Raw genomic sequence first — 24,994 nt, forward strand, 5'->3', positions numbered from 1 at the left:
AGGCGGCGCTCGGCGGCGCGTGGCGCAAGCCCGGCCCGCTCGACCCCACGGAGCGCGCCGACGTGCTGCGGGCCGCGATCGCGCTGTCGCTCGCCGACGACGCCATGGGCCTCGACCGCGTCCGGCAGAAGTTCGCCGCCAAGATGGCCGACAGCCCCGACGCGCGCTCGTTCGAGGTGGTGACCGCGCCGGTCGAGGCCAAGGGCGAGGCCTTCCGGGAGATCGCCCGCTCGATCGCCGCCACCGCCGCGATCGAGGGCTTCCTCAAGGAGTATCGCCGCCGGGGCGAGGAGGACGCGGCGCAGCCCGCGACCCCGCCGTCCGGAACGCCCCGGCCCGACCGCTCCGCCGACGGCGCGCCGTCCGCGCGGGCGGGATGACGGAAACGGCCTTCCCCGGGGCCGGGCCGCTCGGCTAGGGTCGCGCCGACCCGATCCCCGGAGCAGCCCCAATGGCCAAGACGATCCATTCCATGATCCGCGTGCGCGACGAAGCGCGGTCGCTCGCCTTCTACGCCGAGGCCTTCGGCCTGTCGGTCGCCGACCGCTACCCGTTCGACGGCTTCACGCTGATCTATCTCAGCAACCCCGAATCGGACTTCGAGCTGGAGCTCACCGTCAACGACGGTCGCGACACGCCGTACGACCTCGGCGACGGCTACGGCCATCTGGCGGTTTCGGTCGAGGATGTGGCCGCCGAACACGCCCGCTTCGAAGCCGCCGGCCTCGCGCCGGGCGGGCTCAAAAATTTCGAGCGCGAGGGCAAACCCTTCGCCCGCTTCTTCTTCGTGACCGACCCCGACGGCTACAAGATCGAAGTCCTCCAGCGCGGCGGCCGCTTCCTGTAAGCGGGAGTTCGCGGAAGGGGGGGAGGGGGCGCAGACGGCTCTGGCGCCCCCCCTTCTTGTCCCGGCCTTGAGCCGGGACCCATTTCCGCCGACGCTTGGGGGAGCGAGTCCCCCCGGCTGCAAGCCGTTCTGAGACGCGAGACGTTTCTGGGTCCCGGCTCAAGGCCGGGACAAGGGGAGGGGCGCTCAGCCTCACACCTTAACGCGCTCAGGCGCTCCGGCTTAGATTTCGTGGCCGCGCTTGCGCATCTCTTCGCGCAGGCGCTTGATCACGTCCTGGCTCATCTGCCGGCTCCAGGCGTTGGTCTTCTCGTAGCTTTCCTGCAGCACGCCCGGCAGGGTCGACACCAGCTTCTTGCCGGTTCCGGTCTCGTAGAACGCCTTGATCTCCTTCAGCTCGTCCTCGCTGAAGCGGGAGGCGTAGACCGAGGCCACGTCGTCGAGCAGCTTCTCCCGACGCTGCTCGAACTCGGGCAGCAGCGTCTTGATCACCTCGTCGAAGTCCTTGGACAGTTCGGGCCGGGTGCGCAGGAAGGTGCGCTTGGCCTCGTCGAGGAAGATCGGGGCGATGCCGTCGAAGCTCGCCGCGGCGCCGGAGACCGCGATCACCTCCCGGGCGAGCGACAGCTTCGGGTTGTTCGCCTGCTGGGCGAAGCCGGCGGCGGGGATGAGCGCGAGCGCTAGGCCCGCCGCGCAGGCGGCGCGGCGCAGGGTCACGGCGAGGGTCATGCGAATCTCCGGGCGTTGGCGGCGGCCGAGGCGGGACCGGCCTCCAGCGTGGTGACCCCGTCGGGGCCTGCGATCAGGGCGAGGTCGGCGAGGCCGATGAACAGGCCGTGCTCAACCACGCCGGGAATGGCGGCGAGCGCCGCGGCCAGATCCTCCGGGCGGTCGATGCGGCCGAAATGACCGTCGAGGATGGTGTGGCCGCTGTCGGTGACGATGGGGCAATCGTCCTCGGCGCGGCGGATCTCGATCTTGCCGGACAGGCCGAGCCTTGCCGCGGCGCGCTCCACGGCGCGGCGGGTCGCCTCCTTGCCGAAGGGCACCACCTCGATCGGCAGCGGGAAGGCGCCGAGCGTCGGGACCTGCTTCTTGGCGTCGGCGATCACGATCATGCGCCGGCTGGTGAAGGCCACGATCTTCTCGCGCAGCAGCGCGGCGCCGCCGCCCTTAATCAGGCGCAGCTCCGGATCGACCTCGTCCGCGCCGTCGATGGTGAGGTCGAGCTCGGGCGTGTCCTTGAGCGTGGTCAGCGGCACGCCGACCCTCTCCGCCAGCTCCCGGGTGGCCTCGGAGGTGGGGACGCCCACCACGTCGAGGCCCTCGGCGACCCGCGCGCCCAGAAGCTCCACGAACAGCGCGGCGGTCGAGCCCGTGCCGAGGCCGAGCTTCATGCCGGGTTGCACATGCGCGAGCGCGGCCTCGGCCGCGGCGCGTTTGTAGTCGTCGGTGCTCAAGATGATCCTGCCTTTGTCAGCCGGCGAGCCCGGCCACGAGGAGATATTTGATGTCCACGAACTCGTCCACGCCGCGCTGGGAGCCTTCGCGCCCCTGGCCGCTTTCCTTGACGCCGCCGAACGGCGCGATCTCCGACGAGATGATCCCTGAATTGATGCCGACCATGCCGTATTCAAGCGCTTCGCCCACGCGGAATATCCGCCCCACGTCCCGCGCATAGAAGTAGGCGGCGAGGCCGTACTCGGTGGCGTTGGCGTAGGCGACGACTTCGTCTTCCGTGTCGAAGCGGAACAACGGGGCCACGGGGCCGAAGATCTCCTCCTGGGCGATCGCCATGTCCTGCGTCAGCCCGGCGAGCACCGTCGGCTCGAAGAACGAGCCGCCGAGCGCGTGGCGCTTGCCGCCGGTGAGCGCGGTCGCGCCCTTGGCGGTCGCGTCCTCGATCAGGCGCTCCACCTTCTCCACCGCCTTCGGGGTGATGAGCGGCCCCTGGGTGACGCCGTCGTCGATCCCGTGGCCGACCTTCAGCTTCGCCACCGCCGCGACCAGCTTCTCCGCGAAGGCGTCGTAGACGCCGGACTGCACGTAGATGCGGTTCGCGCAGACGCAGGTCTGGCCCATGTTGCGGTACTTGGAGACCATCGCGCCTTCGACCGCGGCGTCGAGATCGGCGTCGTCGAACACGATGAAGGGCGCGTTGCCGCCGAGCTCCAGCGCGACGCGCTTCACGGTGCCGGCCGACTGGCGCATCAGCTCCTTGCCGACCGGGGTGGAGCCGGTGAAGGACACCACCCGCACCGCCGGGTGGGAGGTGAACACCTCGCCGATCGGCTTGGCGTCGCCGGTGACGATGTTGAGCACGCCGGCGGGGAAGCCGGCCTGCTCCGCGAGCTTGGCGAGCGCCAGCGCCGTCAGCGGCGTCTCCATCGCCGGCTTCACCACCACCGTGCAGCCGGCGGCGAGCGCCGGCGCGCATTTGCGGGTGATCATGGCGGCGGGGAAGTTCCACGGCGTGATGGCCGCCACCACGCCGACCGGCTGGCGCAGCACCAGCACGCGGGCGTCCGCCCGGTGGCTCGGCAGGGTGTCGCCGTTGATGCGCTTCGCCTCTTCCGCGAAGAACTCCACGAAGGAGGCGCCGTAGTCGATCTCGCCCCTGGCCTCGGCGAGCGGCTTGCCCTGCTCCCGCGACATGATGCGGGCGAGGTCGTCCTTGTTGGCGAGGATGAGATCGAACCAGCGCCGCAGCAGCGCGGAGCGCTCCTTGGCGAGCTTCGCCGCCCAGGGCTTGAAGGCGCGCGACGCGGCCTCCACCGCCTCGGTCGCGGCGGCGGCGCCGAGGTTCGGCACATGGGCCAGCACGTCGCCAGTGGCGGGGTCGGTGACGCTCACGTCGCCTTCGCCGATCCAGCGCCCGTCCACGAACGAGCGGGCGACGAGGAGCGACGGGTCGTTGAGGCCGTCCATGGCGATGGACCTCCCTTGAGCGTGTGAAGCCGCTTAAAACACGAGGCGGTCTAGCACGGCGACGGGCGGGGCGTTAAGACCCCGGCCGCCCTCGCCGTCAGCGGGCGGGCGGGGTGCAGACCGTCTGTTCGCCCAGCACGTAGCACACGCTGATGGCGCCCGAGCGGCGGTCCACGCGGTAGACCCCCGCCTCCTTGGCGTGGTTGGTGGCGACGAGGTCATAGGCCCCCGCCTCCTGCGCGCCGGCCCCTTCGCCGGCGGGGAAGCACAGCGTCACCCCGACAGAGCCGTCCTTCACCGCGTACTGGCACGCGCCCACCTCGCCGGTCTCCCGGTTCACCCGGAACACCCGGTTCAGATCGTGGTGGGGGGCGGCGAGAAACGCGAACTCCTCCGCCGCGGCCGGGGCGGCCGCGAGCAGGAACCCCAGCGGAGCGAGAAAACGGGCGGCGGCCATGGGCGGCGTCTCCGGCGCGCGAGGGACGAATCGCCGGCCAGACTAGACCATGATCGCGGGGATCGGGGCGTGCGCCGGAAGAACGGCCGCCGCCTTCTTGTCCCGGACGTGATCCGGGACCCAGAAACGTCAGCGCTTCAGAACAGATCGCGACGAGCGGGCCGCCTTATCCTCACATGCCGGCGTGTCTGGGTCCCGGATCACGTCCGGGACAAGGAAGGGCGCAGTTCGAGGGCCGCGCTCCGTTCTGCGCTGCCCCTGACCTCTCCCCGCAAGGGGACCGAAGTACGCCGCGCCTGTGATTGCTGAAGGGCCGCCCACTTCCTTGTCCCGGACGTGATCCGGGACCCAGAAGCGTCCGCGCTTCAGAACAGATCGCGACGAACGGGCCGCCTTATCCTCACATGCCGGCGTGTCTGGGACCCGGATCACGTCCGGGACAAGGAAGGGGAGCCCCTGAAAGCGCAGATGACGTCTCGATCCAGCCGTCTCGCGCCGTCACCCCGCCGCGGCGAGCGTCTCGTCGAGGGCGTCCAGCAGGCGGTCGGCGTGGGCGCGTTCGAACACCAGCGGCGGGCGGATCTTCAGCACGTTGCCGTAAAGGCCCGCCGCGCCGATCAGGATGCGCCGGTCGCGCAGGCCGTTGATGACGCGGCTGGTGCGGGCCGCGTCCGGGCGGCCGGCGTCGTCCACGAACTCGACCCCGAGATAGAGCCCGGCGCCCCGCGCGGCGCGGATGGCGGGGTGGCGGGCGCGCACCTGCTCCAGCCCGTCGAGCAGATGGCGGCCGACCGCGCCGGCCTCCGCCATGAGGCCGCGCTCCTCGATCTCGTCCAGCACCGCGAGCGCCGCGGCGGAGGCGACCGGGTTGCCGCCGAAGGTGTTGAAGTAGCCCACGCTGTCGGCGAAGCCCTGCAGCAGCGCCTCCCGCGCCACCACGCCGCCGATGGGGACGCCGTTGCCCATGGGCTTGCCCATGGTGACCACGTCCGGCGTGATCCCGTGGCGTTGGAAGCCCCACATGTGGGCGCCCGTGCGGCCGAAGCCCGGCTGCACCTCGTCGGCGATCACGAGGCCGCCCGCCCGGTGGGCGGCGTCCGCGGCGGGCTTCAGGAAGCCGGCGGGGTCGGCGGCCACGCCGTCGCTGGAGAAGATCGTGTCCACCAGCAGGCCCGCGAAGCCCTGGCCGCTCGCCTCAAGGCTCGCGATCGCGGCCTCGAGGTCGGCGGTGAAGGCTGCGGCCGCGTCCGCGTCGCCCGCGAGCGGCGCGGGGATCGCCTGCACGTGGGGCGCAAGCGGCTTGCCCGGCCGCGACGAGGGCGAAACCTCCGCCACCGCCGTGGTGTTGCCGTGATAGGCGCCTTCCGTCACCACGAAGCCCGACCGGCCGGTGGCGATGGTCGCGAGCCGGAGCGCCACGTCGTTGCTCTCGCTGCCGGTGCAGGTGAACACCGCCCGGTAGTCGTCCCGCTCGGGGAAGGTGGCGAGCAGGCGCTCGGCGTAGGTGTGCACCACGTCGTAGAGATAGCGGGTGTGGATGTTGAGCGTCGCGGCCTGCTCCGCCACCGCCCGGACCACGCGGGGGTTGCAGTGCCCGACCGAGGGCACGTTGTTGTAGACGTCGAGATAGCGGGTCCCGTCCGCGGTCTCCAGCCACACGCCCTCGGCGCGCGCCACGTGCAGCGGGCGCTCGTAGAACAGCACCGAGGTGGGGCCGAAGGTGCGGCGGCGCCGCTCCACCAGCGCGGCCGTCTCCGCGTCGAGCCCCGCGGCGTCGCCGGCGCCGAAGGCGTTGAGGGCGAGGATCTTGCGGCTCGCGGCGGCGGTCATCGGGCGGCGCTCCGGGCGAGGTGGCGCTCCGCGAGCGCCACGGTGCCGTGGGTGTAGGGAACGCCCATGGCCTGGGCGGTGGGGGTCTCGGCGTGGCTCGCGATCCAGGCGGTGAGCTGGATCCGGCGCAGCATCAGGAAGGTGGGCAGCATGGCGACCGCCGCGGGATCGACCGGCGCGACGGAGGCGTAACCCTCGAGCCAGGCCGCCTGCAGCTCGGGGATGAACGGCTCGTGCTCCATGAAGCTGACGGCGGCGGCGAAATCATAGAAAAACCAGCAGAAGCCGCAGTCGTCGAAATCGATCACCGCGAGGTTCTCGCCGTCCACCAGCAGGTTGGCAGGGCGAAGGTCCGCATGGATCAGGCCGAACGTCTCGGCCGTCGCGCCATAGGCCGCGACCTCGGCGCGAAGGACCGCCTCCGCCTTCTCGATCGTCGCGAGGCCGGCCGCGTCGAGGCCGAGCGCCGCGCGCCAGTCGCCCCAGAACGGCCGCGTCCCGATCAGGGCGTCGAAGTCCCAGGTCTTGCGGACAAAGCCGGCGGGCCGCGTCCAGCGCGTCGCATGCCCGTGCAGGCGGGCGGTGACCGCGCCGAGCGTGCGGTACTGGCCGGGGAGGTCGGCGCCCGGCTCGGGCTCCCGGCCCCTCACGAAGGAGAAGGCGACCACATGCCGGGTGGCGCCGTCGTCGTCGAAGGCGCCGAGCAGGTCGCCGTTCGCGAGCCGGAGCGGCGCCGGCGTCTCCGCCACGCCGTCGGCGCGCAGGCTCTCCAGCCAGTCGAGCTCCGAGGCGATCTCGGCGCGGGTGTGGTAGTCCGGGCGGTGGACCCGGAACACCACCGGCGCGCCCGGCGCCTCGGCGAGGAAGGTGGCGTTCTCGGAGATGGTGAGCAGCCGGAGCGGCGTGTCGGGCGACAGATCCCACAGCGGCAGCGACGCGCGCAGTCGCGCCTCGAGCCGGTTCAGAAAGCTGTCGTCATACATGCGCCGTCCCCGCTGCGTGGAGCCGCGAGGATCACATGCGCCTGTGGAAGATGCAACATTCGGGTGTGTGTGGTCCAACAGTTGGGGGCGGCGCGGCTCTTTTCTTGTCCCGGCCTTGAGCCGGGACCCAGAACCGCTGGCGGTTCAGAACAGCGCGCGACGGCCGGGCGGCTTTATCCTCCTGCGTCGGCGTGTCTGGGTCCCGGCTCAAGGCCGGGACAAGGAAGGGGGCGGCGCGAAGGCTCCGCGCCTCGGGGGCAGCAGCGCCTTCTCTGCCCCTTCACGCCACCACCACCTCCACCTGCCGGCGCTCCAGCGCGGCGGCGAGGGGGCCGGCGGGGGCGGCGTCGGTGACGAGGGCGCCGAGCTCGCGCCATGTGGCGTAGCGGGCCGGGAACAGCTTTTCGAACTTGGAGCGATCGGCGACCACCATAGTCGACGCGGCGCGGGCCGTGATGGCGCCGTAGACGGCGGCAGGCTCCAGCAGGGCGTCGGTGGCGCCCTCCTCGGTCAGGCCGCTTGCGCCCACGATCGCGAGATCGGCGGAGAACTCGTTGAAGAAGCGGATCGTCAGCGCGCCGACCGTCGCGCCTTCGCTGGCGAGATAGGCGCCGGGCGCCATGATGACGGTGATGGTGGGGTTGATGGCGAGCACGGTCGCCACCGCGAAAGAGTGCGTGAGCACGGTGAGGCCCTTGTGCTCGACGGCGATGCGGCGGGCCACATGGGTGGTGGTGGCCCCGGAGCCGATCATCAGCAGCGCGCCCGGCGTGACGCGCGCGGACGCCGCGCGGGCGATGCGCTCGCGCTCGGCCACGAACAGGCCGTGGCGCTGGCCGATCGCCGGCTCCGTGCTCGGGGCTCGCACCGCGCCGCCATAGGTGCGATTGATCAGCCGCCGCTTGGTCAGCTCGTCCAGATCGCGGCGGATGGTTTCGGTGGACACGCCCATCCGCTCGGCGAGATCGGCGACGCGAAGGCTGGGCTGTTCCGTGATCCTTGCGAGAATGTCGGCGTGCCGGGCGGATTTGGAGGACTTCATGCGGGCCGTTTCGATGGCGCGGGATCGCGGCGTGAGAGCAGGCGGCCACGATAGCACGGCCGCGCGCCGTGGCTGAGGCGGCGTCGGCCGATGGCGGGACGGCGGAGCTGTTCGCGCTGCGCTGCGCGCCGCCTTGGCTCCACATCGCCTTCGCCGCGCCGCAGACCCTGCTGAGCTGGGCGCCGGCGCGGCCCGGCTTCCAGACCGGCGCCTGCGTGGCCTGGCTCGAAGTGCGCAACGCCGATCTGCCGCCGGGCCGCGATCCGCTGGCCTTCCTCGACGCCCGGCTGGAAGCGGAGGGGCTGACCGACGCGGTCGCCATGATGACCTCCCGCGACGTGACGCGCGTGCGCCGCGCGGGCGCGCATGTCGGCGCGGTCGCGGCGGACTGCGTGGCGACGGTCGGCCTCGGCAACGCCGTGCGGGTCGGCGCGGGCGCCGGCGCGAGACGCGGCTATGGCACCATCAACCTGCTCGCCGCCGTCTCCATACCGCTGTCGCCCGCGGCGCTGCTGGAGGCGCTGTCGATCGCGACCGAAGCCCGCACCGCGGCGGTGATCGACGCCGGCTGGCGCCTCCCCTCCGGCCTCGCCACCGGCACGGGCACCGATTGCGCGGTGGTGGCGGCGCCGGACCGGGCGGAGGGGGGCGAGAGCTTCGCAGGCCTCCACACCGACGCCGGCCAGGCGCTCGGCGCCGCGGTCTACGCCGCCGTCCTCGCCGGCGCCCGCGACTGGATCGCCGAACGCGGCGACCAAGGCGTCCCCACGACGCCGTTGTGAGGCGTCGGGGGCCCGCGCTCGGCATGAACCGTCATGCCCGGCGCATGCCGGGCATCCACGACTTCGGAGGTCAAGCCGCTGCGAGGTTCAAGTCGTGGATGCCCGAGACAGGCTCGGGCATGACGTTGAGCCTGGAGTTCAGCCTGCGATGCGGTCGAAGTCGGCGACGGCGCGGGTGGCGCGGCGCAGGCGGGCGAGCAGCGCCAGACGGTTGGCGCGTAAGCTCGGCTCGGGCGCGTTGACCATGATGCCGTCGAAGAACGCGTCCACCTCCGGCCGAAGCTTCGCCAGCGCGGCGGTGGCGGCGGGGAAGTCTTCCGCCGCGAGCGCCACGGCCGCCGCCGGCTCCGCCACGTCGAGCGCGGCGGACAGCGCGCTTTCGGCCGGTTCCGCGAACAGCGCAGGGTCGGGCGCGGCCTCGAAGGCGCCGGCGCCGTCCTTCTTCTCCTCGGCCTTCAGGATGTTGGCCGCGCGGCGGTAGCCTGCGAGCAGGTTCACGCCGTCGTCGGTGGCGAGCAGCGTCTCCAGCGCCTCCACCCGGCGCACGATCAGCACGAGGTCGTCGGAGGCCGAGCTGTCGCCCGCCGCGAACACGGCGTCGACCAGATCGGGCCGCTTGCCCTGCTCGCGCAGCTGGACTTTCAGGCGGTCGGCGAGAAAGGCGAGGAGGTCGGCGCCGATTTCCGGCCCCAGACGATCCAGAAGCCGCAGACGCAGCCCGTTCTCCAGAATGATCCGCACCACGCCGAGCGCCGCGCGGCGGAGCGCATAGGGGTCCTTGCTTCCCGTCGGCTTCTCGTCGATGGCCCAGAAGCCCACGAGCGTGTCGATCTTGTCGGCGAGCGCCACCGCGATCGAGACCGGGGCGACAGGGATGCGGTCGGAGGGCCCTTGCGGCTTGTAGTGCTCCTCCAGCGCCGCGGCGATCTCGGGGTCGAGGCCTTCGGCCATCGCGTAATAGCGGCCCATCAGGCCCTGAAGCTCGGGGAACTCGCCCACCATCTCGGTGACGAGGTCGGCCTTGGCGAGGCGGGCGGCGGTCTCGGCCTTGGCCGGATCGGCGCCGACCCGCGGGGCGAGCTCCTTCGCCAGCCGGGTGATGCGCTCCACCCGCTCGTACTGGGTGCCGAGCTTGGCGTGGAAGGTGATGGCCTTCAGCTTCTCCAGCCGGTCGTCGAGCCTGGTCTTCTTGTCGGTCTCCCAGAAGAATCGGGCGTCGGAGAGCCGCGCCCGCACCACGCGCTCGTTGCCGTGGACGATGGCCGCGCCGCCGTCGGTCGCGTCCAGATTGGCGACCAGGATGAAGCGGTTGGTCAGCCGGCCCGTGGCCGGGTCCTTCAGCACGAAGCACTTCTGGTTGGCGCGGATGGTGGCGCGGATCACCTCGTCCGGCACATCGAGGAACTCGGCCTCGAACTGGCCCATCAGCGTCACCGGCCATTCCACGAGGCCGGCCACCTCCTCCACCAGCGCCTCGTCTTCGACCAGTTCGAGGTTCTGGGCGTTGGCGAGGGTGCGGGCGTCGGCGCGGATGATGTCCCGGCGGCGCTCGGCGTCCAGCACCACATGGGCCTTGTCCAGGCTCGCCACGTAGTCGTCGAAGCGCTTGACGCGGATCTCGCCCGGCGCGTGCACCCGGTGCCCGCGGGTGACGTCGCCGGAGACGACGCCGTCCACCTCGAAGCGGATCACCTCAGGCTCGTCCTGCGGCGTGCCGAAGGTGGCGACGATGGAGTGCAGCGGCCGCACCCAGCGCAGGGTCCCGGCGCCCCAGCGCATGGATTTCGGCCACGGGAAGGCGCGGATGACGGCCGGCACGATCTCCGCGATCACCTCGGGGGTCGGCGCGCCATGCTTGTGGATGCGGGCGACGTAGAAATCGCCCTTGGGGTCGGATTGCACCGTGGCCTCGTCGATGGAGGCGAGGCCGGCGGCCTTCAGGAAGCCCTCCAGCGCCTTGGCGGGCGCGCCGACGCGGGGGCCCTTGCGTTGCTCGTGCCGGTCGGGCTGGCGGGCGGCGAGGCCGCCGACGGCCAGCGTCAGCCGGCGCGGGGTCACGAAGGCCTTGGCGCTCTCGTAGGTCAGGCCGCGCTCCACCAGCGCGTTGGTCACCAGCGCCTTCAGGTCGTCGGCGGCGCGCCCCTGCATCCGGGCCGGGATTTCTTCGGAGAACAGCTCGAGCAGAAGATCAGGCATGAGGCGCCGCAGGTCTCTGACGCGCGCCATGCGCCGGCGCGGTCGGTGGGTTCCGGAACGTGCGGCCGTCGATAGTCCAAAGCGCGCCCCGACGCCAGCGCGGCGGCCGCGGAGCCGGCGCCCTCGAAACGCGAACGCCCGCCGGATGGGCGGGCGCGGACGCGGGCGGATCGTCAGGCGGGGAGGGGCGGATCAGCCGCCGCGCAGGCCCTCGGCCAGATTGCGGTTGATGCGGATCAGCGCCGTGAGCTGCTCCGGGGCCGGGCGCAGCTCGATGGCGGCGCAGCGGTCCAGCACGAACATGGCGATCTTCTTAATGTTGGTCTTGGTGTCCGCGTCGAGCGGGTTTTCCTTGCGGAGCACCGAGCTCAGGAACACCGTCCAGAGCTTGCGGTTGAACAGGGCGGCCTCGCGTGCGGCGGTGCGGTCGAAGGTCTCCGCGGTCTGAACCGCGGCGAACTTGGCCGCCGCCCTCAACAGCAGCTGCGCTTCCCGCTCACGCGGGTTCGCCGTCTGTTGAGCCATCCTCGCGTAGGCGTGCGCTCCGCTCTGCATGCTCAAAGATTCCCTTTTCGTGGGCCACGAGATTACGCGCCTCTCGAAAAGCCTTGTAAAGCGCCCCCGTTAAAACGTGGTTATTGATCTTGTCAATTATCGGAAGCATGCTCGGCGCCGCGACAGCAGCGTCGCGGGTTAATTTGGTGTAAATTTTACTGACTTTATCAATCGACCCAGAAATATACATCATCTGGACCGCATAATAGATGCGCTTTGCGGGGGTGTCGGCGTCCTGTTCCTGAAGGATGTCCCGTTCCCGCAGCACAGGATCCGAGCCGTCGATCAGAAGCTGCGTGCGCGTCGCGCCGTTGGTGACCACCGAGCGGCCGATGACGATCCGCTCCCCGGGCTTCAACTCCACCTTCAGGGTCATGGCGCGTTCCTTCAGATTATTTGGGTCGATGCCGAAAACTCAGTCTCTCGTCTCCGTCATGCCCGAGCGTGTCTCGGGCGTCCACGACGTGACCGGTCCGAACGTCCGCTCCGCTCGAAACATCGTGAACGCCCGGCGTCCCGAAGCATGACGGACGGTCGGCGGACGCCCGGGCCGGAGTCTGGTGACGGGCTCCGAAACGACGATGCGGCGCACCGGGCGCCGCATCGGACTTGAAGCGTTGCGGGCGGGGCTTCGAGCCCTCGCGCCTTACTGCAGAAGCTGCAGCACCGACTGTTCCTGCTGGGTCGAGATCGACAACGAGGAGACGATGAGCTGCTGGCGGGTCTGCAGGGTGGCGAGGTTCGCCGCCTCTTCGTTGGTGTCGGCGGCGGTCAGCCCGTGGGCGCCGTCCTCCAGCGTGCCGATCATGTCCTTGGTGAAGGTCTCGCGCGTCTGGACGATCGCAAGCTGCGAGCCGAACTTGGCCGACTGCGCCTCGATGGTGGCGAAGGCGCTCTCCAGCTTGTCGATGATCTTCTCGATCGAGCTGGAGTCGTAGAAGTCGTCGGCCGAAATCTCGGACAGGCCGAGGCCCTCGGCGTCGAACTGGACGCCCTTCACCTCGAGCCGGGAGGTGCCGTCCTCGTTGAACACGATGTCGAGATCGTCGCCGTTCAGCAGGTTCGCGCCGTTGTAGGCGGAGTCCTTGGCGATCTTGCCGATCTCGCTCAGGAAATCGTTGAAGTCGTTGGCGTAGTTCGAGCGCTTCAGCGCGGCGTCCTGATCCAGCACCGGCGCGGCGAAGCCGCCGGTGGCGAAGGCGGCCGTCGTGCCGATCGCGGTGCCGCTGGCGGCCTCGGGAATGGCGTTGGCGATGGCGTTGGTGGTGCGGAACACCAGCTTGGCGTCGCTGTCGCCCTCGTCGTCGATGGAGGCCTGAAGCTGGACCTCGTTCTTGGTCAGCCAGGAGTTCAGCTCGTCGATGGTGTCGACGTTGTTGGCGCCGGGCGACGAGGCGAAGGTCACCGTCTTCAGCGAGCCGTACTTGTCGGCGAAGGTGAGAGTGGTGTCCTTGAGCGCGCTGTCGACGCTCGACTGCACCGAGGGGGTGCCGTTGGTGGAGCCGGCGCTGACGGCGGTGGAGCCGTCGGCGATCAGGCCGAGCGAGTCGAGCAGGGCCGAGGAGCCGCCGAGGGTGAGGTCGGCGCCGCTCGACAGTTCGAACTCCAGCGTGCCGCCGTTGTCCACCACGTCGAGCCCGTTGATGTTCAGCGAGTCGATCGCGGTCTTCACCTGCGCCGCGGTGGCGTTGGCGGGGATGTTGACGGTGGCGCCGTTGATGGTCAGCGCGCCGCCGGAATGGGTCGCGTCCACGTCTTCGAGCCCGTCGAAGGTGGTGGGCGTCGCGGCCGTCACGGCGTTCATGGAGAGCAGGTTGTCGCCCTGCAGGCCGTCCATCTCCACCGAGGTGAGGTTGGCCTTGGAGGAGACCGCGAGCGGCGACTGCTGCGCGGAGCGGGCGGTGGCCTTCAGCGACTCCACGATGTCGGTGATCGCCTTGACGCCGTTGTCGGCGGCCTCGAGCGTCTTGACCGAGTTGGAGACGTTGGTCAGCAGCACGCCGAGGTCGGTGGCGCGGCGGTCCAGCGCCTGGGAGGTGAAGAAGTTGCCCGGGTTGTCGAGCGCCGAGTTGACCTTCTTACCGGTCGACAGGCGCTCTTCCGTGCGGTTGAGCAGTTCGGTCGTGGATTGCATGGTCCGCAGGTTCGACCGAACTGCGGAATTCAGCGTGATGTCGGCCATCGCGGCGGCTCCGTTGCAACGCGCCTGTTCTGAAGCGTGTCATCAACGTAGTCTGTTAACCTTAATCGGAAGTTAATGGTTAACGAGGTTTTCCGCCTGTTTTACGTGACTGCGAACGAAAACGGCGGGAGCTTGCGCTCCCGCCGTTTCATTGGCTTCGGTCGCTTGCGCGTCGATCAGCGGAGGAGCTGAAGGACGTTCTGCTCCTGGCTGGTCGAGATCGACAGCGAGGAGACGATCAGCGACTGGCGCGTCTGCAGGGTCGCGAGGTTCGCGGCCTCTTCGTTGGTGTCGGCGCCGGTCAGGGCCAGCGAGCCGTCTTCGAGGGTGCCGACCATGTCCTTGGTGAAGGACTGGCGGGTCTCGACGACCGAGAGCTGCGAGCCGAGGCGCGAGGACAGGCTGTCCAGCGAGCCGAGGGCGTCGTTCAGCTTGGACACCACGTCTTCGATCTTCGAGCTGTCGGCGAAGTCTTCGAAGCTGATGTCGCTGAGGCCCAGCACGTCCATCACGTCGACGCCGGCGACGTCGAGCTTGGAGGAGCCGTCCTCGTTGAACACCACCGACAGGTCGTCGCCGGCGAGCAGGTTGACGCCGTTGTAGGAGGCGTCCTTGGCCAGCTCGGCGATCTGCTGACGCAGGTCGTTGTAGTCGTTCATGTAGTCGGTGCGGCGGGACTTGCCGTCGCCCTCGAGCACGGCCGTCTTGGTGGCCGCGGACGGGGAGGCGACGCCGAAGATCTCACCGGCGGCCGGGGTGCCGTCCGTGCTCACGGCGGTGCCGCCGATGGCGAGGTCGGACGAGCCGTACTCGTTGGTGGTCTCGATCGTCAGCTTGCCGTCGGACGAGATCGAAGCCTTGGCGTTGTAGGTCGCCAGAGCGTCGTTCAGGCCGGCGAGCGTGGACACCTGGCCCGTGCCCGTGCCGAAGGTGATCGTGCCGGTCTCGCCGTCGCCGACGGTGACCGTCAGGGTCTTGCCGGTCAGGTCGTTGGCGGCCGGCGTGCCGTTGGTCGAGGTGACGACGGTGTCGGTGCCGCCCGCGGCGCTGAGGCCGAGGTTGTCGGCGAGGGCCGCGGTGCTGGACGTCAGCGTCAGGTCGTCGCCGCTCGCCAGCGAGAAGCTGAGCGTGCCGCCGGTGTTGGTGACGGACAGGCCCGAGATGCCGGCGGCGTCGATCGCGGTCTTCACCGCGGCGGCGTCGCTGTCGTCGGCGATGGTGACGGCGGTGCCGTTGATGTTCAGCGTGCCGCCGGTGTAGGTCCCGGCGACGGCGCCGACGCCGGCGAGGGTCGTGGCGGTCGCGGCGGTGCCGGTGCCGAGCAGGTTCTCAGCGGTGGCGCCGGTCACGGTGGCGGAGGTGAAGCTGGCCTTCTGCGACACAGCGGAGGTCGACTGCTGGGCCGAACGGGCCACCGACTTCATCTGCGTGACGAGGTCGCTGATGGCGGAGATGCCGTTGTCCGCGGCTTCGATCGTCTTCACCGAGTTCGACACGCTGTCGAGCAGGTTGGACAGGTCGCTGGCGCGGCGGTCGAGGGACTGGGCGGTGAAGAAGCTCGACGGGTTGTCGAGAGCCGAGTTGACCTTCTTGCCCGTCGACAGGCGCTCTTCGGTGCGGCCCATCAGTTCCGTGGTGGACTGCAGGGTGCGCAGGTTGGAGCGGACGGCGGAGTTGAGGGTGATGTCGGACATCGGGAAGGCTCCTGTTCTGGGAGGCTAAACGGGCGCTTCGTCCTGAAGCGCGAGGGGGACGTTCGGCCCCCGCCGCCTAAGCAGGAGTTAATGCGATCAGCGAAACCCGCCCCGATCGCAGGCTTCGGAAGGTTATGGTTAGCGGCGCCTTAAGGCCTTGAATCAAAAGCGCTTTGATGATCGCTCGATCGCGTTTCGCCAGGCGTGCGGACGCAGAACGCGAAACGGCCGCCGGGTCGCCCCGACGGCCGTCATGACGGTTCCGAGCCGGCCCCGCGGGGCCGGACGCTCAGTTGCTGGAGAAGGGGTTGATCTTCTTGTACCAGGGGCGCGCCTCGGCGGTCGCCTGCGCGCCGGGATAGTCAGCGGAGGCGGCGGGCGTCTGGTAGCCGGCCGGCGGGTCGGTCAGGCGCTTGCGCTGGCCTTCCACGGCGGGCGCAGGCGCGGCCTGCGCCTTCTGCGCCCGAAGCTCGCTCGGGGACAGGCGGGAGATGGTGTTGTCGCCCTGGGTCGGCGGGGTGTAGCCGGCGACGCCGCCTTCGCCCGGAGCGAGGCGACGGCCGCCGAGCTCGCTCGGCAGAAGGCGGGAGTCCCGGTCGCCCATGCGGTAGCTGTTCTGCTCGGTGCGCGGCAGGTTGGCGAGCTCGCGCTGGCGGGCGCGGCGCTCCACGTCCGGGTCGGCGGGCCACTGGCCGGTCGCCTGGCCGACGGCGCCCTTGGGCTGGGGCGGCGGAAGCTGGGAGGTGGAGGACGGCGGCACCAGCGCCGGCCGCTCCTTGTACTCGATGTCCGGCTTTTCCTTGTCGCCCATGCCGAAGGCGTCGAAAAGCTCGGTGATCGGGTTGGAGCCCATGTCGTCGGCGGCGAGCGCCGGGCGGGCGAGGCCGCCGGAGGCCGCGACCAGCGCGGCGACGGCGAGGCAGGAGGTGAGGTGACGCATCATCGACTGGTCCTTCAGGCGCGGCGCCGTCGCGCATGAGGCGCGCCGGTCTCGCGTTACGAGGATACCCCCGTCGCGCTCTTCGAGCTGCGGAGCGAACCATACAGAAGCAGGACCACGCCCGCAACGATGGCCGCGTCCGCCAGATTGAACACGTACCAGGTGACGTCGCCCCAGTGCAGCAGCGCGTAGTCCACCACCGCGCCGTAGGCCACCCGGTCGACTCCGTTGCCGACCGCGCCGCCGAGGATCAGCGCGAGGCCGATGGACGAGGGCCGGTCCGTTTCGCGCAGTATCCAGAACGTGATCGCGATGGAGGCGACCACATGCAGCGCGACCAGCGCCCAGCGGCCGAACTCGCTGTCCTGCTGCAGCAGGCCGTAGGAGACGCCGGTGTTCCACACCAGCACCAGATCGAACAGCGGCGCCACGGGCACGCGGCCCTTGTCGCCGAGCTCGAACACGAACAGCGCCCAGAGCTTGAGCGCCTGATCGAGCGCGAACACGGCGAAGGCGAGCCCGAAGGCCCGGCGGGCGAGCGGCGTGAGGCTCATGGGCGCTCCGGGACGGGGGCGGCGGTGGGCGTCACGCCGCTCGGCCGTGGGCGGCGTCCCACTCCCGCAGCGCCAGCGCGTCGCGGGGGGTGACGTCCGGATAGGCCGGGTCCGAGCCGACGTCCGGGGCGATCTTCCACGAGCGGGCGCATTTGCGGCCCTCGGCGCGGGCCGGGACCACGGCGACGCCGGTCACGTCCGCGAGGCGGAACGCCTCCGCCGGCGCCTCGTCGGAGGTCAGCGTCACGCCCGAGGTGATGGCCGTCTCCGCCAGATCGACGCCTTTCAGCGCCGCGGCCAGCTCCGGATCGGTGACGTGGACGATCGGCGCCGCCTCCAGCGACGAGCCGATGCGCTTGGCCGCCCGCTCGATCTCCAGCGCGCCGGTGACGACGCGGCGCACCGCGCGCACCCGGTCCCACTTCGCCGCCAGCGCCGGATCGATAAAGCTCGGGTCCGCGAGGGCGTAGAGCTCCAGATGCACCGAGCCGTCCTCGGACGGACGGCGCGACAGCCACGCCTCCTCCGCGGTGAAGGGCAGCAGCGGCGCGAGCCGGGTGACGAGGGTGGAGAACAGGCGGTCGATCACCGTCAGGCTGGCCCGGCGGGTCACGGAGGACGCCGGATCGCAATAGAGCGCGTCCTTGCGCACATCGAAATAGAACGCGGACAGGTCGTTGGTGAGGAAGGTGAACAGCGCCGCGAAGCCGCGCTTGAAGTCGAAGGCGTCGTAGGCCGCCGTCACGTCCGCGTCGACCTCCGCCAGCCGGTGCAGCATGTAGCGCTCCAGCTCCGGCAGGTCCTCGCGGGCGACCGCCTCGCCGTCGAAATGGGCGAGCGCGCCCAGCATCCAGCGCAGGGTGTTGCGCAGCTTGCGATAGGCGTCGGTGGCGGTCTTCAGGATCTCCGGCCCGATGCGCAGGTCGTCCGCGTAGTCGGAGGTCACGACCCACAGCCGCAGGATGTCGGCGCCCGACTGCTCGATCACCTTCTGGGGCGCGACGATGTTGCCGAGCGACTTGGACATCTTGCGTCCCTGCTCGTCCAGCACGAAGCCGTGGGTCAGCAGCGCGTCGTAGGGCGCGCGGCCGCGGGTGCCGCAGCTTTCCAGCAGCGAGGAGTGGAACCAGCCGCGATGCTGGTCCGAGCCCTCGAGATAGAGCACCGTGTCCTCGCCGCCGTCGACCGCCCGTTTCGGGCTGAGATCGGCGCGCTGGTCGAGCACATAGGCGTGGGTCGAGCCGCTGTCGAACCACACGTCCAGAATGTCGCGCACCTTCTCGTAATCGGCGAGCGAATGGTCGTTTCCGAGGAAGCGCGAGCCGTCGTCCGCGAACCAGGCGTCGGCGCCCTCGGCCTCGAAGGCGTCGGCGATGCGCCGGTCCACGGCCGGATCGTTCAGGACCTCGCCGGTCTCCTTGTGGGCGAACACGGTGATGGGCACGCCCCAGGCGCGCTGGCGCGACACCACCCAGTCCGGCCGGGCCTCGATCATGCCCTTGAGCCGGTTCTTGCCCTGGGGCGGGTAGAAGGCGGTGGCCTCTATCGCCGCGAGCGCGCGGGAGCGCAGCGTGTCCGCCGCGCCGTCGATGTCGCGGTCCATGTGGATGAACCACTGCGGCGTGTTGCGGAAGATCACCGGCTTCTTGGAGCGCCAGGAGTGCGGATACTGGTGCCGCAGCTTGCCGCGCGCCACCAGCCGTCCGGCCGCGACCAGCGCCTCGATGACGGCGGCGTTGGCGTCGCCCTTCTCGCCCTTTTCGGTGATGACGGAGCGGCCGGTGAAGCCCGGCGCGTCCTTGGTCAGGAAGCCTTCGGCGTCCACCGTGTAGGGGATTTTCGAGCTGATCCCGCGCCTCTCCAGATCGAAGCGGTGGTCCATCCAGAGCTCGAAGTCCTCCCGGCCGTGGCCGGGGGCGGTGTGGACGAAGCCCGTGCCGGCGTCGTCGGTCACATGGTCGCCCGCGAGCAGCGGCACGGCGAAGTCGTAGCCGAGATGGGCGAGCGGGTGAGCGGCGACCAGCCCGTCCAGATCGGCCGGGGACACGTCCAGCACCTTGGCGAAGCCTGACACCTTGGCGGCCTTGAACACGCCTTCGGCGAGCGCGTCGGCCAGCAGATAGCGCGCGCCGACCTTGGCCCAGTTGTCGTCGGGCGCTTCGGTCACCTCATAGAGGCCGTAGGCGATGCGGTCGGAATAGGCGATGGCGCGGTTGCCGGGCAGCGTCCAGGGCGTGGTGGTCCAGATGACGACGGAGGCGCTTAAAAGATCACGGTAAAGGGGCTCGCGATCGCCAACGCCACCGGCGGACACGATAGGAAACGCCACGAACACGGTGTCGCTCAGGAACTCGGCGTATTCGATCTCGGCTTCGGCGAGCGCGGTCTTCTCCACCACCGACCACATCACCGGCTTCGAGCCGCGATAGAGCTGGCCGGTGCGGGCGAAGGTCATGATCTCGCGGGCGATCTGCGCCTCGGAGGCGAACTTCATGGTGGTGTAGGGGTCGTCCCAGTCGCCGGTGACGCCGAGGCGCTGGAACTGGGCCGACTGCACGCCGATCCAGTGCTCGGCGTAGGCGCGGCATTCCTGCCGGAACTCGTTGACCGGCACGTCGTCCTTGTTGCGGCCCTTGGCGCGGTAGCCTTCCTCCACCTTCCACTCGATCGGAAGGCCGTGGCAGTCCCAACCGGGCACGTAATTGGAGTCGAAGCCGCCCATCTGCTTGGTGCGGACGACCACGTCCTTGAGGATCTTGTTCAGCGCGTGGCCGATGTGCAGGTCGCCGTTGGCGTAGGGCGGGCCGTCATGCAGCACGTATTTGCGCCGGCCGGCGCTCTGGGCGCGCAGGCGTCCGTAGAGGTCGATGGCGCGCCAGCGGGCCAGGAACTCGGGCTCGCGCTGGGGCAGGCCGGCGCGCATGGGAAAGTCCGTCTGCGGCAGGAACAGCGTTTCGGAGTAATCGCGGGGCGACGAAGCGTCGGAGGACATGAGGGGAGGCGTCCGGTGTCTCGATGACGTGAAGGCGGGCGTGCGTGTCTCCCGGCCGTCGCGCGAAGCGTCACGCGATGGCCGGGCCGGTAATTCGCAGCGCTGGGAACGGACGGGCGATCATGCGAAGCCGAAGCCGGATCAGGAAGGTGTTCCGCGCCTTGTAGCAGGCGGTCGCCGTCTGGCAAACGCGCGGTCGCGGTTCGGGCCGTCGGTCGCCGGCCGACGTCGGCGATGCGGACGGGCGCGGCGGCCGACCCGCTGCTCCCTTCGCCGTCTTGCGCTCCGCGCGCGCCCCTGTTTTGAACGATGTGGCCGGTCCTCGCGCTCACAGGCGCCGGACGGCGCCGTGGACGCCGAAGATGTTTGCATGCGCGCACTGATACGGGCGTTCAGAACGCCATAAACGCCGGGCGTCCTTCGTGAAGCTGTTCCTTTGCCCTGTTCCGAACAAGAGCCTCTACGCCCAGCTCATCCATCGCGATCTGGGGGCGGACTACACGCGTCTGTTCCGGGAGGACGGCGGGCTTCCTGACGCGATCGCCTGCCTGGAGGCAGCGGAGCCGGTGATCGTCCACGTGCAGTGGGAGGAGTTCTATCTGAACTCCGCGAAAAACGAGCGCCGCGCCCATGCGATGGCGGAGCAGGTGATCGCTCGGCTTCGGCGGGTGAAGCAGCTTTCGGGCGCGATCGTCTGGACGGTGCACAACGAGCTGCCGCACAAGGTCGCCTTCACCGATGCGTTTCTGCAGATCCGGGCCGCGCTGGCGGAGATCGCGAACCGCATCCTCGTCCACAACGCCGCGTCGATCGAACTGCTCACCGCCCAGACCGGCCTGTCCGGCGAGGACCCCCGGCTGACCGTGATCCCCCACCCGTCCTATGCGGGCATGTACGAGCCGGAGGGACGGGCGGCCGAGGCGCTTCGCTCCCAAGCCGATGCCACGGAGCCGCCGTTTGTGTTGGGGTTCGGCTCGATGCGGCGGCAGAAGGGCTTTGACTTCATGCTGGACGCGCTGGACGCGCCGTTCGCGGCCCGGCATGGGCTTCGCCTGCGCCTGTCCGGCAAGGGCGACGAGGCTGCGGCGCTCCAGCAGGCCTACGCGCACCGGACCGATGTGGACTGGCGGCTGGACTTCGTGCCCCAAGACGAGGTTCCGGCGCTGTTCCGCTCCGCCACCTGCCTCGTGCTGCCCTATCAGCGGGTGGCCACGTCCGGGGTGGCGCTGCTCGGGCTGACGCTGGGCGCGGTGATCGTCGCGCCCCGCTTTCCCGCCTTCGTCGAGCTTCTGCCGCCGAACCTGCGGCTCTTCCTGTACGCACCCGACGATCCGGCCTCCCTGAGGGACGTGGTCTCCGGGGTCGCGGCGCTGTCGGCGGAGGAGTCGCGCGCTCTCCGGCTCGAGGGCCTGGCGGTGGCGGAGGCGCTGCATCCGTGCCGGATCAGCCGGGCGCTGGGCGAGGCGTACCAGGCGGCCACGCGTGAGGCGGGAACCGTGCATGGCGGCGCGTGAGGTAGGGGGCGAGACGCCGAAGGACGTGTTCTTCTGGCGGCAGGACGAGCGGCTGGGCAATTTCGGCGACGCCCTGACGCTGGTGCTGCTGGACCGTCTGTTCGAAGGATCGTGCCTTTATCCCGATCACGCCATCCATCTGATCGGAAGCGTCATCACGGCCGCACGGACCAAGGCCGTGCTGCGGGAGGCGAAGCGGGCGGGCGACGAAACGCGGCGTCTTCTGTTCTGGGGCTGCGGCAAGAAGGACGGCCTCGCGCTGGACGAGGAGGCCCATCGGCGCTGCACCTTTTTGGGCGTCCGGGGCGTCTTGACCCGGGAGGCGCTGGGTCTCGGACGCGACACGCCGCTGGGCGACCCCGCGCTGCTGCTGCCCCGGATCTACCGGCCGACGACCCACCCGGCGACCAGCGGGCGCGTGCTGTGGGTTCCGCATGTGCACTTCGGCGACCCGACGCCCGAGGATCTGGACGGCTGTCCCGACCATGTCGTGATGCGGCCGGACATTCCAAACACGGCGCAGGACTGCGAGCGCTTCATCGACGCCATCGCGTCGGCGCGTTTCGTGATGGCGAACGCGATGCACGCCGCCATCGTTGCGCTCGCCTACGGCGTGCCGTTCGCGTTCTGGTCGGGAAGCGGCGTCAACGCGCCGTTCAAATGGGCGGACTTCACCAGCGCCTTCGGGGTCGAGCTCGACTTCCATCGCACCTATGCCGGCGCGTTGGCCGCCTATGACCGGACCCGCCCCGACCGCGCCGTCGCCGAACTCGACCTGACGCCGCTGCTGAAGGTCGCGCCCTACCGGCTGCGCGAGCGGCTTTGAGCGCGCGAAGCCCTTAAAACGCTGCGATCACTTGCCGAAGCGTTCCAGCGCCTTCAGGTCCAGCCCCTCCGCCAGCGCGCGCTTCTGCTCCGCCGAGGCGGAGCCCTCGATCGTGACCAGCGTCTGGCCCGCGACGATCTGGATTTCGCCCTCCGAGGTCGTCACCGCCGAACGGCCCTTGAGGCTGAACACCTTGCCCATGGCGCCGAGCAGCTGCGGGTTCGAGAACAGCGGGATCATCTGGGTCAGCAGCGGCGAGTTCGCGAGCAGCTGGATCGTGGCGCGGGCGTCGCCGCTGGCGTAGGTGCGCTTCACCACCAGCCCGCCGCCGAACAGCCCGGCCATGCCGGAGCCTTCGGTTTCGGCCGGCTCCGCCGTCCAGCCCGCGGGCGGCTCCGGCAGCAGCCTGGCGAGCCCGTCCGCCGCCTTCTGCGCCAGAAGCTGCGAGGCGAGGTCGAGCGAGCGCTTGGTGGCGTCGGCGTCGCCCGAAGCGTAGGCGTCCTTCGCCGCGGCGATGGCGTCGGCGATGTCGTCGGCCCGCGCGGGCGCGGCGAAGGCGAGCGATGCGGCGATGGCGGTCGCGGCGATGCGGTTCATGTGGGGTCCCCCTTGAATGCGGCCATGCTCGCGCGGCGGTCCTCGCCGCCGCAATTGGCCGTCAGGCCAGCGCGCTCGGGGCGCCTGCGTCCTCCGGCGAGGCGAGGGCGCGCTTCGCGTCCTCCACGTCGCGGGCGATCTGCGCCAGCAGCGCGTCCACGCTCTCGAACTTCGCCTCGGCGCGCAGCCAGTCCACGAACTCGATCCGGAGCCTTTGCCCGTAGAGATCGCCCGAGAAGTCGAACAGGAAGGTCTCGAGCCGCGGCGCGCCGTCGTCGAACTGCGGCCTGCGGCCGAAGCTCGCCACGCCGTCGACGATCCGCCCGTCCACCAGCGCGCGAACGGCGTAGATGCCGTGGGCGAGCCGGGTTTCGGGCGCGAGGATCATGTTGGCGGTGGGAAAGCCGAGCTCCCGGCCGCGCTTGTCGCCATGCGCCACCTCGGCCTCCACCGTCCAGCGCCGGCCGAGCAGGCGGTTCGCGGGCGCGATCTCGCCCGCCGCCAGATGGTCGCGGATGGCGGAGGACGACACTGGCGCGCCCTCGCCGAAGGGTGGCGCCACCTCAACGAACAGGCCGTTTCGGGGCCCGGCCTCGGCGAGGAAGGCCGGCGAGCCCCGCCGGCCGCGGCCGAAATGGAAGTCCCAGCCCACCACCACCGTATGCGCGCCGAGCCGCCGCGCCAGAATGTCGGCGACGAAGTCCTCCGCCTCGATCCGCGACAGCGCCGCGTCGAAGGTGAGCGACACGGTGGCGTCGGCGCCGGCGCGGGCCAGCATGCGGGCCTTCTCGTCCCGCTCCGTCAGGCGGAACAGCGGCGTCTCGGGCTGGAAGAAGGTGCGGGGATGCGGCTCGAAGGTGAGGGCGACCACCGGCCGCCCTGCCGCGCGGGCGGAGGCCGCGGCGAGCGCGATCACCGCCTGATGGCCCCGGTGGACGCCGTCGAAATTGCCGACCGCCACATGGGCGCCGCGCAGGTCGTCCGGCAGGACGGCGGGGTCGATCAGCAGGCGGGGAGGGCGCGGGGCGTGGGGCATCGCCTCGTTCTGCGGCTCGGGACGCGGGGAGCGCAGGGATGGCGCGGGCGGCGGGCGCCGTCAAGCGGCGCAGGTCGCGGGGCCCGTCGCGCCATTTGCGGGGGCTCGCGCGCTCGCCTATATGCCGTAGAGGATCGCGGGAGGCTGGATACGCCGTCATGAACCGATACGAACGCCCAAGCTCCGGCGGCGAGGCCGAGGTGCGCTACCTCGACGCCGACATGCGCGTGGTGAAGCCCGGCGCCTATGTGCTCTGCGCCGTCACCGGGCAGACCATCCCGCTCGACGAGCTGCGCTACTGGAGCGTGGAGCGGCAGGAGGCTTACGCGGGGCCGGAAGAAGCGCTGGCCCGCGCGCTCGGCAAGGCCTGAGCCTCTAGGGGATCAGCCGCGCGGTGAGCGCGGCGAGGAGGCCGACCTCGTCCTCGGGCGCGAGCGTCACCGGCAGCGCCTCCGCGGCGGCGTGGAGCGCCGGGCGCTCATGGCGCCATTTCACGAGGTCCTTCTCGGTCGCGACGATGCGCGCGCCCGATCGCTCTGCCTCGGCGAGGATCGCGCGCGCCTGCTCCTCGCTCGGAAGCGCATGGTCGCCGAGCGGGTGGAAGCCCGTGACCTCGGCGCCGAGCGCCTCAAGGCTCTCCCGCAGTTTTTCCGGCCGGCCGAGCCCTGCGACGCCGATGACCCTGGCGCCCTTCAGCCGCGCGGCGGCCAGGGCGTCGGGGACGAGGCGCGCCTGAAACACGGGTTTGCCCGCGGCCCGCGCGGCCTCCGCCACCTGACGGCCCCGCGCGCCGTCGCCGATGATCAACACGGCGTCCACGAACGGCAATTGATCTTCGAGCGGCGCGCGGAGCGGGCCGGCGGGCACGCAGCGGCCGTTTCCGACCCCGGTCGCGCCGTCGACCACCGCCAGCGTCGCGGTCTTCGTCAGCGCCGGATTCTGCAGCCCGTCGTCGAGCACGATCACGTCGGCGCCGGAGGCGATGGCGAGCCGCGCGCCGGCCACCCGGTCCCGCGCCACGACGGTCGGCGCGGCCCGC

At 70.6% G+C, this 24,994-nt stretch carries 23 protein-coding genes and 1 pseudogene; 6 read left to right on the forward strand and 18 right to left on the reverse strand.

Going from position 1 to position 24,994, the window contains the following annotated elements:
* Positions 1-380, forward strand: a pseudogene (locus ACFQ4O_RS05690) (hypothetical protein); the annotation flags it as partial.
* Positions 381-451: 71 nt separating this feature from the next.
* Positions 452-847, forward strand: coding sequence for a VOC family protein (locus ACFQ4O_RS05695; protein WP_378774697.1), 396 nt, complete (start codon positions 452-454; stop codon positions 845-847).
* Positions 848-1,069: 222 nt separating this feature from the next.
* Here ACFQ4O_RS05695 and ACFQ4O_RS05700 read toward each other — a convergent pair whose 3' ends face one another.
* The 7 genes from ACFQ4O_RS05700 to ACFQ4O_RS05730 all read right to left on the reverse strand — a co-directional run bounded on the left by ACFQ4O_RS05700 (position 1,070) and on the right by ACFQ4O_RS05730 (position 8,087).
* Positions 1,070-1,576, reverse strand: coding sequence for a DUF2059 domain-containing protein (locus ACFQ4O_RS05700; protein ID WP_378774698.1), 507 nt, complete (start codon positions 1,574-1,576; stop codon positions 1,070-1,072).
* Positions 1,573-2,307, reverse strand: a complete 735-nt coding sequence (gene rpiA / locus ACFQ4O_RS05705) for a ribose-5-phosphate isomerase RpiA (protein ID WP_378774699.1) — start codon at positions 2,305-2,307, stop codon at positions 1,573-1,575. The genes ACFQ4O_RS05700 and rpiA overlap by 4 nt, the downstream gene beginning before the upstream one ends.
* 16 nt (positions 2,308-2,323) lie before the next feature.
* A complete protein-coding gene (locus ACFQ4O_RS05710) occupies positions 2,324-3,775 on the reverse strand; it encodes an NAD-dependent succinate-semialdehyde dehydrogenase (RefSeq protein WP_378774700.1) in 1,452 nt (483 codons plus the stop codon).
* 97 nt (positions 3,776-3,872) lie between these two features.
* Positions 3,873-4,232 carry a hypothetical protein gene (locus ACFQ4O_RS05715; protein ID WP_378774701.1) on the reverse strand — a complete coding sequence of 120 codons (360 nt, stop codon included), beginning with the start codon at positions 4,230-4,232 and terminating at the stop codon, positions 3,873-3,875.
* A gap of 498 nt (positions 4,233-4,730) precedes the next feature.
* Positions 4,731-6,062 (reverse strand): aspartate aminotransferase family protein, encoded by a 1,332-nt coding sequence (locus ACFQ4O_RS05720; RefSeq protein ID WP_378774702.1) that lies wholly within the window; start codon positions 6,060-6,062, stop codon positions 4,731-4,733.
* Positions 6,059-7,045 carry a phosphotransferase enzyme family protein gene (locus tag ACFQ4O_RS05725; RefSeq protein WP_378774703.1) on the reverse strand — a complete coding sequence of 329 codons (987 nt, stop codon included), beginning with the start codon at positions 7,043-7,045 and terminating at the stop codon, positions 6,059-6,061. The genes ACFQ4O_RS05720 and ACFQ4O_RS05725 overlap by 4 nt, the downstream gene beginning before the upstream one ends.
* Before the next feature lie 280 nt (positions 7,046-7,325).
* Entirely contained in the window at positions 7,326-8,087 is a 762-nt protein-coding gene (locus ACFQ4O_RS05730) for a DeoR/GlpR family DNA-binding transcription regulator (RefSeq protein WP_378774704.1), read from the reverse strand.
* Positions 8,088-8,155: 68 nt separating this feature from the next.
* Here ACFQ4O_RS05730 and ACFQ4O_RS05735 point away from each other — a divergent pair, with 68 nt between their 5' ends.
* Complete coding sequence (locus ACFQ4O_RS05735; protein ID WP_378774705.1) at positions 8,156-8,869, forward strand: adenosylcobinamide amidohydrolase; 714 nt, start codon at positions 8,156-8,158, stop codon at positions 8,867-8,869.
* Positions 8,870-9,007: 138 nt separating this feature from the next.
* On the opposite strand, the gene glyS is transcribed toward ACFQ4O_RS05735, so the two are convergent.
* The 8 genes from glyS to ileS form a co-directional block, all read right to left on the reverse strand.
* On the reverse strand, positions 9,008-11,065 hold the full coding sequence (glyS, locus tag ACFQ4O_RS05740; protein WP_378774706.1) for a glycine--tRNA ligase subunit beta: 2,058 nt from the start codon (positions 11,063-11,065) through the stop codon (positions 9,008-9,010).
* A 192-nt stretch (positions 11,066-11,257) separates the two neighbouring features.
* A complete protein-coding gene (locus ACFQ4O_RS05745; RefSeq protein ID WP_378774707.1) occupies positions 11,258-11,590 on the reverse strand; it encodes a flagellar biosynthesis regulator FlaF in 333 nt (110 codons plus the stop codon).
* On the reverse strand, positions 11,562-11,996 hold the full coding sequence (locus ACFQ4O_RS05750; protein WP_378774708.1) for a flagellar biosynthesis repressor FlbT: 435 nt from the start codon (positions 11,994-11,996) through the stop codon (positions 11,562-11,564). Before ACFQ4O_RS05750 ends, ACFQ4O_RS05745 begins: the two co-directional genes overlap by 29 nt.
* A 270-nt stretch (positions 11,997-12,266) precedes the next feature.
* A complete protein-coding gene (locus ACFQ4O_RS05755) occupies positions 12,267-13,802 on the reverse strand; it encodes a flagellin N-terminal helical domain-containing protein (RefSeq protein WP_378774709.1) in 1,536 nt (511 codons plus the stop codon).
* A gap of 176 nt (positions 13,803-13,978) precedes the next feature.
* Complete coding sequence (locus ACFQ4O_RS05760; RefSeq protein WP_378774710.1) at positions 13,979-15,496, reverse strand: flagellin N-terminal helical domain-containing protein; 1,518 nt, start codon at positions 15,494-15,496, stop codon at positions 13,979-13,981.
* Positions 15,497-15,785: 289 nt separating this feature from the next.
* A complete protein-coding gene (locus tag ACFQ4O_RS05765; protein ID WP_378774711.1) occupies positions 15,786-16,439 on the reverse strand; it encodes a hypothetical protein in 654 nt (217 codons plus the stop codon).
* A gap of 53 nt (positions 16,440-16,492) precedes the next feature.
* The gene (gene lspA, locus ACFQ4O_RS05770; RefSeq protein WP_378774712.1) at positions 16,493-16,990 is read right to left on the reverse strand and encodes a signal peptidase II; all 498 of its coding nucleotides are present in this window, start codon (positions 16,988-16,990) and stop codon (positions 16,493-16,495) included.
* 31 nt (positions 16,991-17,021) lie between these two features.
* Positions 17,022-19,982 carry an isoleucine--tRNA ligase gene (ileS, locus tag ACFQ4O_RS05775; RefSeq protein WP_378774713.1) on the reverse strand — a complete coding sequence of 987 codons (2,961 nt, stop codon included), beginning with the start codon at positions 19,980-19,982 and terminating at the stop codon, positions 17,022-17,024.
* A 422-nt stretch (positions 19,983-20,404) separates the two neighbouring features.
* Here ileS and ACFQ4O_RS05780 point away from each other — a divergent pair, with 422 nt between their 5' ends.
* Positions 20,405-21,496: a glycosyltransferase gene (locus ACFQ4O_RS05780; protein ID WP_378774714.1), complete on the forward strand. Its 1,092-nt coding sequence runs from the start codon at positions 20,405-20,407 to the stop codon at positions 21,494-21,496.
* Complete coding sequence (locus ACFQ4O_RS05785; RefSeq protein WP_378774715.1) at positions 21,483-22,322, forward strand: polysaccharide pyruvyl transferase family protein; 840 nt, start codon at positions 21,483-21,485, stop codon at positions 22,320-22,322. The genes ACFQ4O_RS05780 and ACFQ4O_RS05785 overlap by 14 nt, the downstream gene beginning before the upstream one ends.
* Positions 22,323-22,349: 27 nt before the next feature.
* Here ACFQ4O_RS05785 and ACFQ4O_RS05790 read toward each other — a convergent pair whose 3' ends face one another.
* Positions 22,350-22,919: a hypothetical protein gene (locus tag ACFQ4O_RS05790; RefSeq protein ID WP_378774716.1), complete on the reverse strand. Its 570-nt coding sequence runs from the start codon at positions 22,917-22,919 to the stop codon at positions 22,350-22,352.
* A 61-nt stretch (positions 22,920-22,980) separates the two neighbouring features.
* Complete coding sequence (locus ACFQ4O_RS05795; protein ID WP_378774717.1) at positions 22,981-23,955, reverse strand: bifunctional riboflavin kinase/FAD synthetase; 975 nt, start codon at positions 23,953-23,955, stop codon at positions 22,981-22,983.
* A 158-nt stretch (positions 23,956-24,113) separates the two neighbouring features.
* Here ACFQ4O_RS05795 and ACFQ4O_RS05800 point away from each other — a divergent pair, with 158 nt between their 5' ends.
* Complete coding sequence (locus ACFQ4O_RS05800) at positions 24,114-24,326, forward strand: DUF2093 domain-containing protein (RefSeq protein ID WP_378774719.1); 213 nt, start codon at positions 24,114-24,116, stop codon at positions 24,324-24,326.
* 4 nt (positions 24,327-24,330) lie between these two features.
* On the opposite strand, the gene lpxK is transcribed toward ACFQ4O_RS05800, so the two are convergent.
* A partial coding sequence (gene lpxK / locus ACFQ4O_RS05805) for a tetraacyldisaccharide 4'-kinase (protein WP_378774720.1) occupies positions 24,331-24,994 on the reverse strand: 664 nt, incomplete at its 5' end.

Origin of the sequence: Methylopila musalis (assembly GCF_042679725.1) — a bacterium.
In the GTDB taxonomy this organism is placed as follows: Bacteria; Pseudomonadota; Alphaproteobacteria; order Rhizobiales; family Methylopilaceae; genus Methylopila; species Methylopila musalis.